The sequence below is a fragment of the Pseudomonas oryzihabitans genome, from assembly GCF_014522265.1.
GTDB classification, from domain to species: Bacteria; Pseudomonadota; Gammaproteobacteria; order Pseudomonadales; family Pseudomonadaceae; genus Chryseomonas; species Chryseomonas aestiva.
Genome location: NZ_CP017024.1, coordinates 4,239,905 through 4,252,531, shown reverse-complemented (window position 1 = coordinate 4,252,531; position 12,627 = coordinate 4,239,905). Strand labels below are relative to the sequence as shown.

Sequence of the window (12,627 nt, the reverse complement as noted above, 5' to 3'; positions counted from 1 at the left end):
CTTATTGTTCTCCAGGATTGCCGAGGGCCGACGCGGGCAGGCGGCGGACCAGCAGGCGCTGCTGCGCCGCCAGCTCCAGTACCCGCTCCACGTCGATGCTCAGGGGGCCGTCGAGGTCCAGCGTCACCTGCGGACGCTCCTCGGGGCCGAATTCGATTTCCCGCTCGCCGTCCAGCGCCAGGGTGCCGGTGGCCAGCGACAGCATCCGGGGTTCGCCGGGCAGCAGCAGGCCACTGGCGGCGATGCCGGCCTGGGCCAGCACGCCGGGGGCGAGGGGAACGGTCAGTTGCGCCGGGGCTTCCGGCTCCAGTCGCACCCAGCCGCCATGGGGAGCGCTGCGCGCGACGGGGTGCCAGAGACCGCAGAGGGCCGACAGGCCGATAGCCCAGGGCTCGGCGAAAGTGGTGAAGACTTCCGCGAGATCCTCCACCCGGGTCACCGCGCGGGCACCGAGATAGGTCTGGCGACAGACCGCCACGTCCACCAGCGCCCAGTCGCGGATGTCGCGTTCCGGCACTTCCACCCGCAGCCGCTTGTTGCGCCGCAGCGCCAGCGCCGGGTCGATGCGGCCGCTCGCCACCAGGCCACCGGCCAGGCCGGCGCTGGTGGCCTCGCGCAATTCGGGAAAGGCATTGTTGGTGCCGGTGGACAGGGTCAGCAGCGGCAGGTCGCCCACCTCGGCGGCCACCGCCTTGTGGGTGCCGTCGCCGCCGAGCACGGCGATCACCGCCGCGCCCTGGGCCAGCAACAGCCGCGCGGCGCGCCGGGTGTCGTCCACGGTCTGGGTCAGCGGCAGGTTGAGAAACCCAAGCTCCGGCCAGCGCTGCTCGCGGGCCTGGCGACTGCCGCTGGCCTTGAGCACGGCGGCCGCGATGCCGGTCATGTCCGGCGGCAGCAGCACCCGCTCTACGCCGGTGGCGCCAAAGGCCGCCAGCAGGCGCATCACCACCCCGGCCTTGTCGGTGCTGGAGGTCAGGGCGGCGTTGCCGGTCAGCCGGCGCAGGTCACGGCCCGAGGCCGGGTTGGGCAGGATGCCGACGGTTACGGGCATGGCTGAGCTCCGAGGCACGGGCCGGTGGTCAGGGCAGCCGTGCGGTGATGCCAGGGTGCGCTCATGGGTCTGGCCCTCTTGTCGTTGTGATAGGCGCCTCGCAGAGCCCTGAGCAAGGCCGGTGCCAAACCGTGATGAATCCGCTGCAGTGCAGGCAAGGCGCGGGTTTGAATGGAGGCGACTGGTCGTAGGAGGGGCGACTCCGCGCGCCGGGGCGTCTCACGCCTGCGACGGGAGGGCGAGACGCTGAGACGATTCGTCTCACGACGCGGCGGACTTGAAGGCCGGGGCCAGGGGGCGCTAAATGAAGGGCAGAACAATGACCGGCCTTCCATGCCATGACCGGAATTCAGGGAGAGACGTCCATGTTGTCTACCCAGGCCCGCTATCACGCCCGCGCCATCGACCAGGCCCTGCGCGCGCCCTTGCGCGCGGCCAGTCCGCCCGGGCGCATCCTCGATTCCTGGCGCCGTTCCTTCGAGCAATATCAGCTCGACCCGGGCTCTCTGCGGGGGCCGCGCATCCTTTCGCGCTACGAATTGCGCCAGCACCAGCAGGCGGCGGAAGACTTCCTGCGCGTCGCCGATGGCGAACTGGGCGCCCTGCATGCGCGGGTCGAGGCGGCCGACTACTGTGTGCTGCTGGCCGACGCCCAGGGCCATACCCTGGATTACCGGGTCAGCGACCGGCTCGACGACGAATGCCGCCGCGCCGGGCTCTACCTGGGTACCTGCTGGTCCGAGCAGGAGGAGGGTACCTGCGGCGTGGCCGCGGTACTGACCGACCGGGCGCCAGTCACGGTGCACAAGGCCGATCACTTCCGCGTGGCCTTCACCGGACTGACCTGCACCGCGGCGCCGGTGTTCGCGCCGAGCGGCGAGTTGCTCGGCGTGCTGGACGTCTCGGCGCCGCGCTCGCCGGACGACCGGCGCAGCCAGCTGCTGATCCAGCAATTCACCCGCGACAGCGCCCAGCGCATCGAGAATGCCTACTTCATGCACAGCGCCCGGGGCGACTGGGTGCTCTGCGGCCATGCCCAGGCCAGTTATCTCGATACCCAGCCGGAATTCCTGCTGGCCTGGGATTCGAATGGCCGCCTGACCGGTCTGAATCGTCCGGCCCGGCAACTCTGCCTCAATCAGCTGGGCTACCTGCCGGAGCGCCTTGACGAGGTGTTCGGTCGCGACGCCTCGGCCCGTTTAAAGGAGGACGATCCTGAACCCCTGCGCCTGGGCGAGGCGCAGTTCCACGCCCGGGTCCGGGCGCCGCGGCCGCGCACGGGTGTGGTGATTCCCCTGGTGCGCGAAGCCCTGGAGACCGAAGACGAACAGGAGCCGCAGGTCAGCCAGGCGCTCGCGACCGCCCTGCGTCTCTATCGCCACGGCCTGCCGATCCTGGTGACCGGGGAGACCGGCACCGGCAAGGAGGTCTTTGCCCGCGGCCTGCACCAGGGCGGCGATCGCAGCGCGCGGCCCTTCATCGCCCTCAATTGCGCAGCGCTGCCGGAAAGCCTGATCGAGAGCGAATTGTTCGGTCATGCCGCGGGGGCCTTTACCGGCGCCCAGCGCCAGGGTCGCGACGGCCTGATCGTGGCGGCCGATGGCGGCACCCTGTTTCTCGACGAGATCGGCGACATGCCCCTGGCCCTGCAGACGCGCCTGCTGCGGGTGCTGGCCGAGGGTGAAGTGCTGCCGGTGGGCAGCGCCCAGGCGCGGCGGGTCGATGTACGGCTGGTCTGCGCCACCCACCGCGACCTCCAGGCGCGGGTCGCCGCCGGACTGTTTCGCGAAGACCTGTTCTATCGCCTCAATGGCGCCGTCTTCCAGCTGCCACCACTGCGCGAACGTGCCGACCGCCTGGCGCTGGCGCGGCGGCTGCTCGAAGAGGAAGGCGGCGAGCGTCCTGCGCCGGCGCTGACGCCCCAGGCGCAGGAGGCCATCCTGGCACATGACTGGCCGGGCAACGTGCGCGAGTTGCGCAACGCGCTGCGTTACGCCTGCGCCCTGTGCGACGGTGCCCGCATCACCCTCGATCACCTGCCGGCCAGCCTGCGCCCCGGACGCGCGTTGCTCACCGAACCTGAGCCCCAGGTCGACAGCCCGGAGCGACGGTCGATCCTGGCGGCCCTGGTGCGGCACCGCTGGAAGGCCATCCCCGCCGCCCGTGCCCTGGGTGTTTCCCGGGCCACCCTCTATCGGCGGCTCAAGCTGCACGGCATCGTCATGCCGCATCGCCAGACCGAAGACTGAGCTCTTCCGCCGAACGGTCGTGGGGCACGGCGGCTGCCCTGGCGCGGCGATCCCGGCGATCAAGCGAAGCGCTTGCCGTCGGCGCGCCGGGCCCCGGTCGTCCCAGGCGGGACGTCAGTGCGGTCGGCCATGGGTCACACCTCAGACACAGAACCGAGGAAGATCCCTGATGCGTACCCTGCCACTGCTCCTTGCCCTGCCTGCCGCCCTGGCCCTGTTGAACCGCACCTCGCCCCGGCGTTCCGGGCGGCCTGATCACCCGCAACTGAGCGGCCGGACCATCGTCGTCACCGGCGCCTCCAGTGGTGTCGGTCGTGGCGTGGCTCTGGCGCTGGCCCGGCACGGTGCCAATCTGGTGCTGGCAGCGCGGCGCAGCGAGGCGCTGGAAGCCCTGGCGGTCGAGGTCCAGGCCCTGGGCGTGGCCGCCCTGGCAGTGCCCACCGATGTCGCCGACATGGCGCAGATGACTGCCCTGGCCAAGCAGGCCGAGCAGCGCTTCGGTCGCATCGACGGCTGGATCAACAATGCCGGTGTCGTGGCGGTGGGCCGCTTCGAGGAGATCCCGCTGGACGATCATCTGCGTCTGCTGGATACCAATGTGAAAGGCGTGGTCATTGGCACTCACCTGGCCCTGCAGCGCTTCCGTCGCCAGGGCTATGGCCGGCTGGTCAATGTGGCGTCGGTCGACGGCGAGATCCCCCACGCCTATCAGGCCTCCTATTCGGCGTCCAAGGCCGCGGTGCTCAGCCTCGGCCGGGTGCTCCAGCAGGAACTGCGGCGTGGACGCCAGCCGAACATTCAGCTGTCGACGGTGCTGCCCTGGGCGCTGGATACGCCGATCTGGGGCCATGCGGCCACCTATACCGGCCACCGTCCCGATCTGCCGACCAAGGACGCACCGGACAAGGCGGTGCAGGCCATCGTCAAGGCGCTGCTGCAACCGCAAAAGGAAATCACCGTGGGCTACAAGGCGAAGCTGGCCTACTGGGGCCATCGCCTGGCGCCGGAACTCAACGAACGCTTCACCGCCGATGCGGTGCAGCGCGCCGAGATCGACTGGAACCCGGTCAAGACCGCTAATTCGGGCAACCTGCAGCAGCCCGATCAGGCGGGGCAGGGCGTACGGGGTACGAATTTCTGAAAGGTGACCGTCCGAGCTAGTGCCAGGATGCGTTCTGCGCCCCGATCGCTATCTCGGGACCCACGATGGTCAGCTCACCCTGGGACGCAAGGGCAGTCTGCAGCGCCCTGGCCAGGGCCGGCTGGGTGCAGAGCAGGGCGGTCGGGGCGATGCCGGCCAGGCTGGCGGCAAGCTCCGGCCCGTATGGGGGAGCCGCCAGGTCGAGCTCCAGACGCGGCAACAGCGGCAGCCCCTCCGCCAGCATGACCTGGCAATGCGCCTGCAATTCGGCGTCGGCCTCGGCGACCGACCGTTGCCGGGCTGTCACCAGGAGGATCTGCAGATGCCCGAGCGCTATCAGATGCCGGGTGGCCAGGGCAATGCGTTGGCTATGCGCTTCGGCGTGACGATGGCAGGCCGTCCTGGCAGCCAAGGCCGCGCGCGTCGAAGGAGAGACTGCCGGGGTACGGTGGCGGAGGGCGGGGCGGGTATCCATGGATCGGCCTCTGCCACGGCGTGGCGGTCAGGAGGCCCAGCCTGCCGGATACTGATGGCAGCTTCGTGACAGACCTCAGCCGCTTCTTGGCCGCGGTACACCCTCTCCTGACCCTGGTATGACACAGCGACACTGACGCCTTGCGTTCTCTACCGCGGCGGCTAGCCTGAAGGGAGTGACGTTCCTTCGGGAGCCTGCAGATGAACAGGTTGCATGAACGCTTGGCCCAACTCGATCCACCCGTGCGCCATGAACTGGAGCGACGCAGTGACGGCCTGCTGATTACGCTCATCGAGGCCGATCACAATGTGCGGGTGTCGCGGCTGCTCAAGGCGGACGACATGCGCGAGGTCGAGCAGGTGAATCTGATCCTGTTGCATGCCATCAACGAACTCAGACGCAAGGGTGCCCAGGTGCCTCTCGACAAGGACACCATCCTGCTGACGCGTTTGCCCGGCGCGGGTGTCGGCACCCGGGTTGAGCCGTGCGGCTAGTCCGTCAACTCCAGATCCAGCAGCGCCGCGCCAAGACCCTTGCCGTGGGCATCCAGCGCCAGCGAGCGGGTGACGCCGCCGCGCAGGGCGCCGGGCAGCACGAAATTCAGCGCGCCCAAGGCGGGCAACTCGTAGCGGCGCACAGGCGCGGCGTCGGCGGGTCGGCTGTCGGCGAACCAGGCGGCGACCCGTTCCGCGGTCAGCGCCTGGCGCAGCCGGTCGAAGTCTTCGTGGCGATAGGCGATCACCGCCATGTTCGAAGTGTCTCCCTTGTCGCCGGTACGGACGTGGGCGATCTCGCGCAGTTTCATGGCAGCGTCTCCAGCTCCAGGGTAGGGATGACGGCCGCACGCGGCCACAGCAGCGAGGCCACGGCGATCACCTCGCGGACCGCCTTGGTGGCGCCACCGCCGCCGGCCGGGCCATTGGTATAGAGGGTTTCCACCTCGTTGCCGATCTGCACCGCCGCCGCGCGGGTAGCGCAGCGCCCGACCACCCGCAAGCGGACCTCCCAGGGTTCGCCGGTAGCGCGCGTGGCCAGCGTCGCGCCGTGCAGGGCGTCGCAGCCGATCAGTTCGCAGCGCAGCTCCTGAACCGGTACGTCGCAGAGTCGCAGACGCTCGCGCACCACCTCAGCCGCCAGGCGGGCGCGGGCCAGGGCGCCTGGTCCGGCGTAGGACAGCTGGCCTTCGCCATGCCAGCCGTCGCGATAACCCACCGAGACCTTGAGCTGCGCGGGTCGTGCCTTGCCTCGGGCTCCGCTGACCGCGACCCGGTCCGGCGCGGACTGCTGCAGGGCAACGCCGGAAAAGTCGGCGGTGACGTCCGGCGTCAGATAGGCCGCCGGGTCGTGTACCTCATAGAGCAGTTGCTCGCTGCAGGTCGCCGGGGTCACGCAGCCGCCGGAGCCCGCGATCTTGGTCAGGGTCGCCTGGCCCTCGGCGTCCACCTCGGCCAGGGGAAAGCCCAGGCGAGCGAGGTCGGGGACGTCCTTGTAACCGGGATCGGCGAAGTAGCCGCCGGTGACCTGACCGGCGCATTCCAACAGATGACCGACCAGGGTGCCGCGCCCGCGACGTTCCCAGTCATCCGCCGCCCAGCCGAATTCATGCACCAGGGGTGCGAGGAACAACGAGGGATCGGCTACCCGGCCGGTGATGATGACATCGGCATCCGCTTCCAGGGCCTGGACGATGCCTTCCACGCCCAGGTAGGCATTGGCCGAGATCACCCGGTCGCCCAGTTCGGCCAGGGTCTGGCCGCTGTCCAGCAGGGCGTCGGCGGGCAGCTGGGCCAGCACGTCGTCGCCGGCCACGGCAGCGATCTTCAGCCCGGTGACGCCCAGCTCTCGCGCCAGGGCCGCGACCTTGCGCGCCGCGGCGGAGGGATGGGCGGCGCCCATGTTGGTGATCACCCGCAGGCGCGGACGATCCGCCTGATTCAGCAGCGGCAGGATGCGCCGCATCCGTGCCTCCAGCAGCGGATCGAAACCGGCCTCGGGATCGGCCAGCCGCGCCTGTTGCGCCAGGGCGATGGTGCGTTCGGCCAGGCATTCGAACACCAGGTAGTCGAGGCGGCCATGCTCGGCCAGCTCCACGGCGGGTTCGATGCGATCACCGGAGTAGCCGGCGCCGCAGCCGATGCGAAGAAGACGGCTCATCTAGAAGACTCCCAGGAGCAGGGCGGTCAGGGTCATCAGCACCGAGGCCGCGAACAGAAAGGGGATGGTGAAGCGCTGGTGATCGGCCAGGTCCAGCTTGCACAGGCCCACCAGCAGGAAGGTCGCCGGGGTCAGGGGGCTGACCGGGAAACCGGTGGTGTGCACCCCGAGCAGCGAGGCCTGGGCCACCTGCACCGGATCGACCCCCAGGTTGCGGCCGACCTCGGCGATCACCGGCATGACGCCGAAGTAGAAGGAATCCGGATCGAACAGCAGGCTCAGCGGCATGGACAGGAAGCCCACCACCGCCGGGATCAATTGCCCGTGGCCAGCCGGGATGCCCGCCACCGCCACCTGGGCCATGGCCTTGAGCATGCCGCTGCCCTGCATGATGCCGGTGAAGACCCCGGCGGCGAAGAGGATGCTGGCCATGGTCAGGGCGGTCTTGGCATGGGCGTCGATGCGCGCCTTCTGGGCGTCCACCGAGGGGTAGTTCAGGCACAGCGCGGCGACGGTGCCGAGCATGAACATCACCACCGGATCGACCCAGCCCGCGATCATCACGCCCATCACCACCAGCGTCAGCAGCAGGTTGATCCAGAACCGCCCGGGGCGACGCAGGGCGCGCTCGGCATCGCTGAGTACCCGCTCCGGTGCAGCGCCCGCGCCGCTAGCGTCCAGCCAGGGCGCCTGGCCGGCCAGGGTCAGGCGCTTCTCCTCGCGGCGACCGAGCCACCAGGCACTGGCGAAGACAAAGGCCAGACCCACCAGCTGCACCGGGATCAGTGGCTGGAACAGATCGGCCACCGGCACATGCAGGGCGGCGGAGGAGCGCAGCACCGGGCCCGTCCACGGCAGGAAGTTGACCCCGGCGGCCATGGCGGCCACGCAGGCCAGGATGCGCCGGTCCAGCCCGAGGCGGGTATAGAGCGGCAGCATGGCGGGGATGGTCACCAGGAAGGTCACCGCGCCGGAGCCGTCCAGGTGCACCAGCAGGGCGAGCAGGGCGCTGCCGCAGACGATGCGCGTCGGCCGGGTGCCGACGGTGCGCAGGATGCGGTCGATGATGGGATCGAGCATCCCGGCGTCGGTCATGATGCCGAAGAACAGGATGGCGAAGACGAACATGCCGATCACCGGGGCGACGCCCTTGATGCCGGCGATGATGAAGGCGCTGGTGCCCAGGCCGAAGCCACCGATCAGGGCCGCGGCGATGGGAATGACGATCAGGGCGACCAGGGGCGAGACGCGTTTGCTCATGACCGCGACGAGCAACGCAAGAATGGTGACGACACCGAGCAGGGCGAGCATGGCGGACTCCTTGGACCGTGGCACGGCAGGCGGGCGCACGGGAGGTTTTGTTGTTGTGGGTCCAGTATTCGAAGACGCCGGATCTCCTGTAAATTGGAATCTTTCAAAGCAGCGTTCAGAAAAACAAAATGAAGAATCTGCTCCAGCACGTGCAGGCCTTTCTCGCCGTGGCCCGCCAGGGCTCCTTCGCCCGCGCGGCCGAGGAGTTGCACCTGTCCCCTCCGGCGCTCACCGTGCAGATCCAGCAACTCGAAGCCTGGCTGGAGGTGCAACTGCTCGAACGCACCCCGCGAAGGGTTCAGCTCACCACCGCCGGTGAAGAACTGCGTGGGCCCCTGGAGCGCATCCTGGTGGACCTGGGCGATGTCCAGACCCATGCCCGGGACCTGGCGGGCCTGCGCCGCGGGCGGATCACCCTGGCGGCCTTGCCGTCCTTTTTCATGGGCCCCTTTCCCGAATTGCTGAAGACCTTCCAGGCCCGCCATCCGGCCATCGAGGTCCGCCTGCAGGACGTGGTGGCCGGTAGAGTCGAGGCGCTGGTCCGGGAAGGGCAGGTGGATCTGGGCATCGGCGTCCGGCCACGGGCCGTGGGCCTGGAGTTCCAGCCGCTGTACGTCGATCACCTGCAGCTGTTCGTCCCTCGCGACCATCCCTGGGCAGGCCGCGCCGAAATCACCCTGGGCGAACTCGACGCCATACCCCTGCTGCTCACCGGTCGCGACAGCAGCGTGCGCGAATGCCTGGACTTCGCCTTCGCCGCCGCCGGCCTGCGCCTGGTGGCGGCGCTGGAAGCCAACTACATGAGCACCCTGCTGGCCCTGGTGGCGGCCGGCCAGGGCCTCGCCCTGCTGCCGGAATCGGCGGGCGGCGAGGCCCCGGTGGTGGCCCTGCCGGTCCGCGGCGAAAGCCTGGCCCGGCCGCTGGGCATCCTGACCCCCAGCGGCCGCAGCCTCACCCCGGCGGCTCAGGCCTTCGTCGCCTTGCTTCGGCAGCGGCTGCAGGCAGGCTAATAGTCGAAGGGCTGCCCCAGTTCCTGTTGCAGCCAGTCGAGAAAGCGCCGCACCCGGGCGTAGCGCGAGTGCGCCCGGGGAAACACCAGGTGGTGCGCGGCCACCGGCAGGTCGTCGTCCTGGGGCAGGACCCGCACCAGATCGCCGCGGGCCAGATAGTCCGCCGCCAGCACCGTGCTCTCCAGGGCGAAGCCCAGGCCATGGCGGGCGGCTTCCAGGGTCATGTAGGAGCGATCGAAACTCAGGGTGTAGGGACGTTCCGGCAGCGCCAGGCCCTGCTGGGCGAACCAGTTGGGCCACTTCATGAGGGTGGCCTCGGACAGGATCAACTCACTGTGCAGCAGATCCGCCGGCGACCGGACCGGGCGTTTTTCCAGCAACTGCGGCGCGGCCAGTACCGCCAGGCGTTCGCGCTGCAGGGTGCGGATCTCCAGGTTCGGCCAGCTGGGCAGGCCGTGGCGGATGTCGATGTCGACCTTGTCGCGGCTGAAGTGCAGGGATTCGTAGGAGCAGGAGAGATTGATCTGCAGGTCGGGATGACTCTGGCGAAACAGCTCCAGCCGCGGCATCAGCCAGAGCAGGCCGAAGCTCGGCGCCGAGTGCAGGCGCAGGCATTCCAGGCCGGCATCGCTGGCCGCGCGATCCGTGGCCATGGCCAGCCGGTGCAGCACCTCGCTGACCTCTTCCAGGTATTGCTCCCGGCCGGGGTCAGGGTCATGCCGCGCGCGCCGCGGACGAAGAGGGCGCGACCCACCAGGGCTTCCAGCTTGGCCAGCTGATGGCTGACCGCCGAGGGCGTCAGCGCCAGTTGCTCGGCGGCGCGGGCGACGTTGGCGAAGCGGGCGGTCTGCTCGAAGGCTTGAAGGGCTTTCAGGGGTGGCAGGGAAAGCGTCTTGGCGGAATCCATGGGGCGCGGCTTCTGTGGCCAGTTCGAGGCTGATTGTCGACAGGCCTGGCCGATCTGCCAAGCCACAGGCATGAATTTTTTTCAGCACGGTCTGACGCAGGCTGCGTTGCTGGGGCCCTGGGGCAGGGGCACTCTGGCCCTCAGCGACAGCCCTCCACAACAACAAGAAGGATAGCGTCATGCCCTGAATGCCCTGCTGCTGCAAGACAAGATCGCCCTCATCACCGGCGCCGCCTCCGCGCGCGGCATCGGTCGCGCCACGGCCCAGGCCTTCGCCGCCCAGGGCGCGCGGGTCATCATCCTCGACCTCGATGCCAGTGCCGCGCGGGATGCCGCCGCCAGCCTTGGCGAAGGTCACCTGGGCCTGGCGGCCAACGTGGCCGACGAAGCCCAGGTCAAGGCCGCGGTCGACCAGGCGCTCGCCCAGTACGGTCGCCTCGACGTGCTGGTCAACAATGCCGGCATCACCCAGCCGGTGAAGACCCTGGAGATCGGCCGCGCCGACTACGACCGCATCCTCGACGTCAACCTGCGCGGCACCCTGCTGATGTCCCAGGCGGTGATCCCGGCCATGCGCGCGCAGGGCGCTGGCAGCATCGTCTGCCTGTCCTCGGTGTCCGCCCAGCGTGGCGGTGGCATCTTCGGCGGACCGCACTACAGCGCCGCCAAGGCCGGGGTGCTGGGCCTGACCAGGGCGATGGCGCGGGAATTCGGGCCGGACGGCGTCCGCGTGAATGCCCTGACCCCAGGCCTGATCCAGACCGACATCACCGGCGGACTGATGCACGACGAGCGCCGCCAGTCGATCATCGACGGCATCCCGCTGGGTCGCCTCGGCGAGCCCAAAGACGTGGCCAATGCCGCGCTGTTCCTGGCCAGCGATCTCTCCGGCTACCTGACCGGCGTCACCCTGGACGTCAACGGCGGCATGCTGATCCACTGATCGCCCCCTCGTTTTCAACGCTCTGCATCGACAAGGGCGCCCGCGGCTGCGGCGCCCATAACAACAAGAGATCAGACCATGACTACGCTCACCCTGGCAGCGGCCACCTCGGCGCGCGCCAATGCCTATCGCAAGACCGCCTGGCGGCTGATGCCCTTCCTGATGCTGTGCTACTTCTGCGCCTATCTGGACCGGGTCAACGTCGGCTTCGCCAAACTGCAGATGATGAACGACCTGGCGCTGAGCGAAGCCGTCTACGGCCTCGGCGCCGGCATGTTCTTCATTGGCTATTTCCTCTGCGAGGTGCCCAGCAACATCATCCTGCACAAGGTCGGCGCGCGACGCTGGATCGCCCGCATCATGATCACCTGGGGCATCCTTTCGGGGCTGTTCGCCTTCGTCGAGACGGCCTGGCAGTTCTATCTGCTGCGCTTCCTGCTCGGCGTGGCTGAGGCGGGCCTGGCGCCCGGTCTGCTGCTCTATCTCACCTACTGGTTTCCCACCTACCGCCGCGCCCGCATGACGGTGCTCTGGTTCGTCGCCATTCCCCTGTCGGGCATGATCGGCGGCCCGCTGTCGGGCTGGATCATGAATCAGTTCGCCGGCGTCCACGGCTGGGCCGGCTGGCAGTGGATGTTCGTCATCGAAGCCATCCCCACGGTGCTGGTGGGGGTGTTGGTGCTCGGCTATCTCAAGGACGGCGTGCACCAGGCGACCTGGCTGGACGACGAGGAAAAGGCGCTGATCCAGAAGGAACTGGCCGAGGACAACCAGCACAAGACCGAGCACGCCAGCGTGCGCGACTTCATCCGTGATCGCCGGCTGTGGCTGCTGGCCGCCATCTACTTCTGCGTGGTCATGGGCCAGTACGCCATCACCTTCTGGCTGCCGACCCTGGTGCGCAATTCGGGGGTCGCCGATCCACTGCACATCGGCCTGCTCACCAGCCTGCCCTACATGTGCGCCATCGTCGCCATGCTGCTGGCCGGGCGCAGCGGCGACCGGCACCGCGAGCGCCGCTGGCACCTGGTGATTCCCATGCTGCTGGGCGCCTGCGGCCTCAGCCTCGCCGCGGTCTTCGGCCACAACGTCACCCTGTCGATCCTCAGCCTGTGCCTGGCTGCGGCCGGCGTCCTTTCGGCGTCCTCGCTGTTCTGGATGCTGCCCACCACGCTGCTGGGCGGGGTCACCGCCGCCGCCGGCATCGCCGCGGTGAATAGCTTCGCCAACCTGGCCGGCTTCTGCTCGCCCTACCTGATCGGCTGGATCACCACCAGCACCGGCTCCAGCGCCATCGGCATGTTCCTCATCACCGGGGTGCTGGTGATAGGCGCCACGCTGGTCCTGCGCATTCCTGCCGCCCTGGTCAATCGCTAATCGAGGTAC

11 protein-coding genes and 1 pseudogene are annotated in these 12,627 nt (G+C 69.1%); 6 read left to right on the top strand and 6 right to left on the bottom strand.

All coding sequences use genetic code 11. The annotated features are described in order from the left end of the window. Position 1: 1 nt before the first annotated feature. Positions 2 to 1,051, bottom strand: a complete 1,050-nt coding sequence (locus tag BGI51_RS19710) for an ATP-NAD kinase family protein (protein ID WP_187979443.1) — start codon at positions 1,049 to 1,051, stop codon at positions 2 to 4. Between the two features lie 365 nt (positions 1,052 to 1,416). Here BGI51_RS19710 and BGI51_RS19705 point away from each other — a divergent pair, with 365 nt between their 5' ends. Beyond that, positions 1,417 to 3,300: a sigma-54-dependent Fis family transcriptional regulator gene (locus BGI51_RS19705; protein ID WP_187979442.1), complete on the top strand. Its 1,884-nt coding sequence runs from the start codon at positions 1,417 to 1,419 to the stop codon at positions 3,298 to 3,300. A gap of 169 nt (positions 3,301 to 3,469) precedes the next feature. Further along, on the top strand, positions 3,470 to 4,441 hold the full coding sequence (locus BGI51_RS19700) for an SDR family NAD(P)-dependent oxidoreductase (RefSeq protein WP_187979441.1): 972 nt from the start codon (positions 3,470 to 3,472) through the stop codon (positions 4,439 to 4,441). A gap of 16 nt (positions 4,442 to 4,457) precedes the next feature. Here the strand turns inward: BGI51_RS19700 and BGI51_RS19695 are convergent, their stop codons facing one another. Continuing rightward, on the bottom strand, positions 4,458 to 4,916 hold the full coding sequence (locus BGI51_RS19695; protein WP_187979440.1) for a hypothetical protein: 459 nt from the start codon (positions 4,914 to 4,916) through the stop codon (positions 4,458 to 4,460). Between the two features lie 200 nt (positions 4,917 to 5,116). Here BGI51_RS19695 and BGI51_RS19690 point away from each other — a divergent pair, with 200 nt between their 5' ends. Continuing rightward, entirely contained in the window at positions 5,117 to 5,410 is a 294-nt protein-coding gene (locus tag BGI51_RS19690) for a hypothetical protein (protein WP_187979439.1), read from the top strand. On the opposite strand, the gene BGI51_RS19685 is transcribed toward BGI51_RS19690, so the two are convergent. The 3 genes from BGI51_RS19685 to BGI51_RS19675 are packed head-to-tail and all read right to left on the bottom strand — an operon-like array spanning position 5,407 to position 8,381. After that, positions 5,407 to 5,721: an AtuA-related protein gene (locus BGI51_RS19685; protein WP_187979438.1), complete on the bottom strand. Its 315-nt coding sequence runs from the start codon at positions 5,719 to 5,721 to the stop codon at positions 5,407 to 5,409. The two genes, BGI51_RS19690 and BGI51_RS19685, sit on opposite strands and share 4 nt — an antisense overlap. Then, positions 5,718 to 7,070 carry an acyclic terpene utilization AtuA family protein gene (locus BGI51_RS19680; RefSeq protein ID WP_187979437.1) on the bottom strand — a complete coding sequence of 451 codons (1,353 nt, stop codon included), beginning with the start codon at positions 7,068 to 7,070 and terminating at the stop codon, positions 5,718 to 5,720. Before BGI51_RS19680 ends, BGI51_RS19685 begins: the two co-directional genes overlap by 4 nt. Then, complete coding sequence (locus BGI51_RS19675; RefSeq protein WP_187979436.1) at positions 7,071 to 8,381, bottom strand: CitMHS family transporter; 1,311 nt, start codon at positions 8,379 to 8,381, stop codon at positions 7,071 to 7,073. A gap of 128 nt (positions 8,382 to 8,509) precedes the next feature. On the opposite strand from BGI51_RS19675, the gene BGI51_RS19670 reads away from it, so the two are divergent. After that, positions 8,510 to 9,391 carry a LysR family transcriptional regulator gene (locus BGI51_RS19670; protein WP_187979435.1) on the top strand — a complete coding sequence of 294 codons (882 nt, stop codon included), beginning with the start codon at positions 8,510 to 8,512 and terminating at the stop codon, positions 9,389 to 9,391. Here the strand turns inward: BGI51_RS19670 and BGI51_RS19665 are convergent. Beyond that, positions 9,388 to 10,298: pseudogene (locus tag BGI51_RS19665) on the bottom strand (LysR substrate-binding domain-containing protein). The gene BGI51_RS19670 and the pseudogene BGI51_RS19665 overlap by 4 nt on opposite strands. Before the next feature lie 193 nt (positions 10,299 to 10,491). On the opposite strand from BGI51_RS19665, the gene BGI51_RS19660 reads away from it, so the two are divergent. Both BGI51_RS19660 and BGI51_RS19655 read left to right on the top strand, forming a co-directional pair. Then, entirely contained in the window at positions 10,492 to 11,241 is a 750-nt protein-coding gene (locus tag BGI51_RS19660) for an SDR family NAD(P)-dependent oxidoreductase (RefSeq protein ID WP_187981362.1), read from the top strand. A gap of 78 nt (positions 11,242 to 11,319) precedes the next feature. Beyond that, the gene (locus tag BGI51_RS19655; RefSeq protein ID WP_187979434.1) at positions 11,320 to 12,618 is read left to right on the top strand and encodes an MFS transporter; all 1,299 of its coding nucleotides are present in this window, start codon (positions 11,320 to 11,322) and stop codon (positions 12,616 to 12,618) included. Positions 12,619 to 12,627 lie beyond the last annotated feature (9 nt).

Bases quoted from the DNA above. Each gene is read 5' to 3' on its own strand.
- BGI51_RS19710 (WP_187979443.1), bottom strand. From the start codon at position 1,051: ATGCCCGTAACCGTCGGCATCCTGCCCAACCCGGCCTCGGGCCGTGAC.
- BGI51_RS19705 (WP_187979442.1), top strand. From the start codon at position 1,417: ATGTTGTCTACCCAGGCCCGCTATCACGCCCGCGCCATCGACCAGGCC.
- BGI51_RS19700 (WP_187979441.1), top strand. From the start codon at position 3,470: ATGCGTACCCTGCCACTGCTCCTTGCCCTGCCTGCCGCCCTGGCCCTG.
- BGI51_RS19695 (WP_187979440.1), bottom strand. From the start codon at position 4,916: ATGGATACCCGCCCCGCCCTCCGCCACCGTACCCCGGCAGTCTCTCCT.
- BGI51_RS19690 (WP_187979439.1), top strand. From the start codon at position 5,117: ATGAACAGGTTGCATGAACGCTTGGCCCAACTCGATCCACCCGTGCGC.
- BGI51_RS19685 (WP_187979438.1), bottom strand. From the start codon at position 5,721: ATGAAACTGCGCGAGATCGCCCACGTCCGTACCGGCGACAAGGGAGAC.
- BGI51_RS19680 (WP_187979437.1), bottom strand. From the start codon at position 7,070: ATGAGCCGTCTTCTTCGCATCGGCTGCGGCGCCGGCTACTCCGGTGAT.
- BGI51_RS19675 (WP_187979436.1), bottom strand. From the start codon at position 8,381: ATGCTCGCCCTGCTCGGTGTCGTCACCATTCTTGCGTTGCTCGTCGCG.
- BGI51_RS19670 (WP_187979435.1), top strand. From the start codon at position 8,510: ATGAAGAATCTGCTCCAGCACGTGCAGGCCTTTCTCGCCGTGGCCCGC.
- BGI51_RS19655 (WP_187979434.1), top strand. From the start codon at position 11,320: ATGACTACGCTCACCCTGGCAGCGGCCACCTCGGCGCGCGCCAATGCC.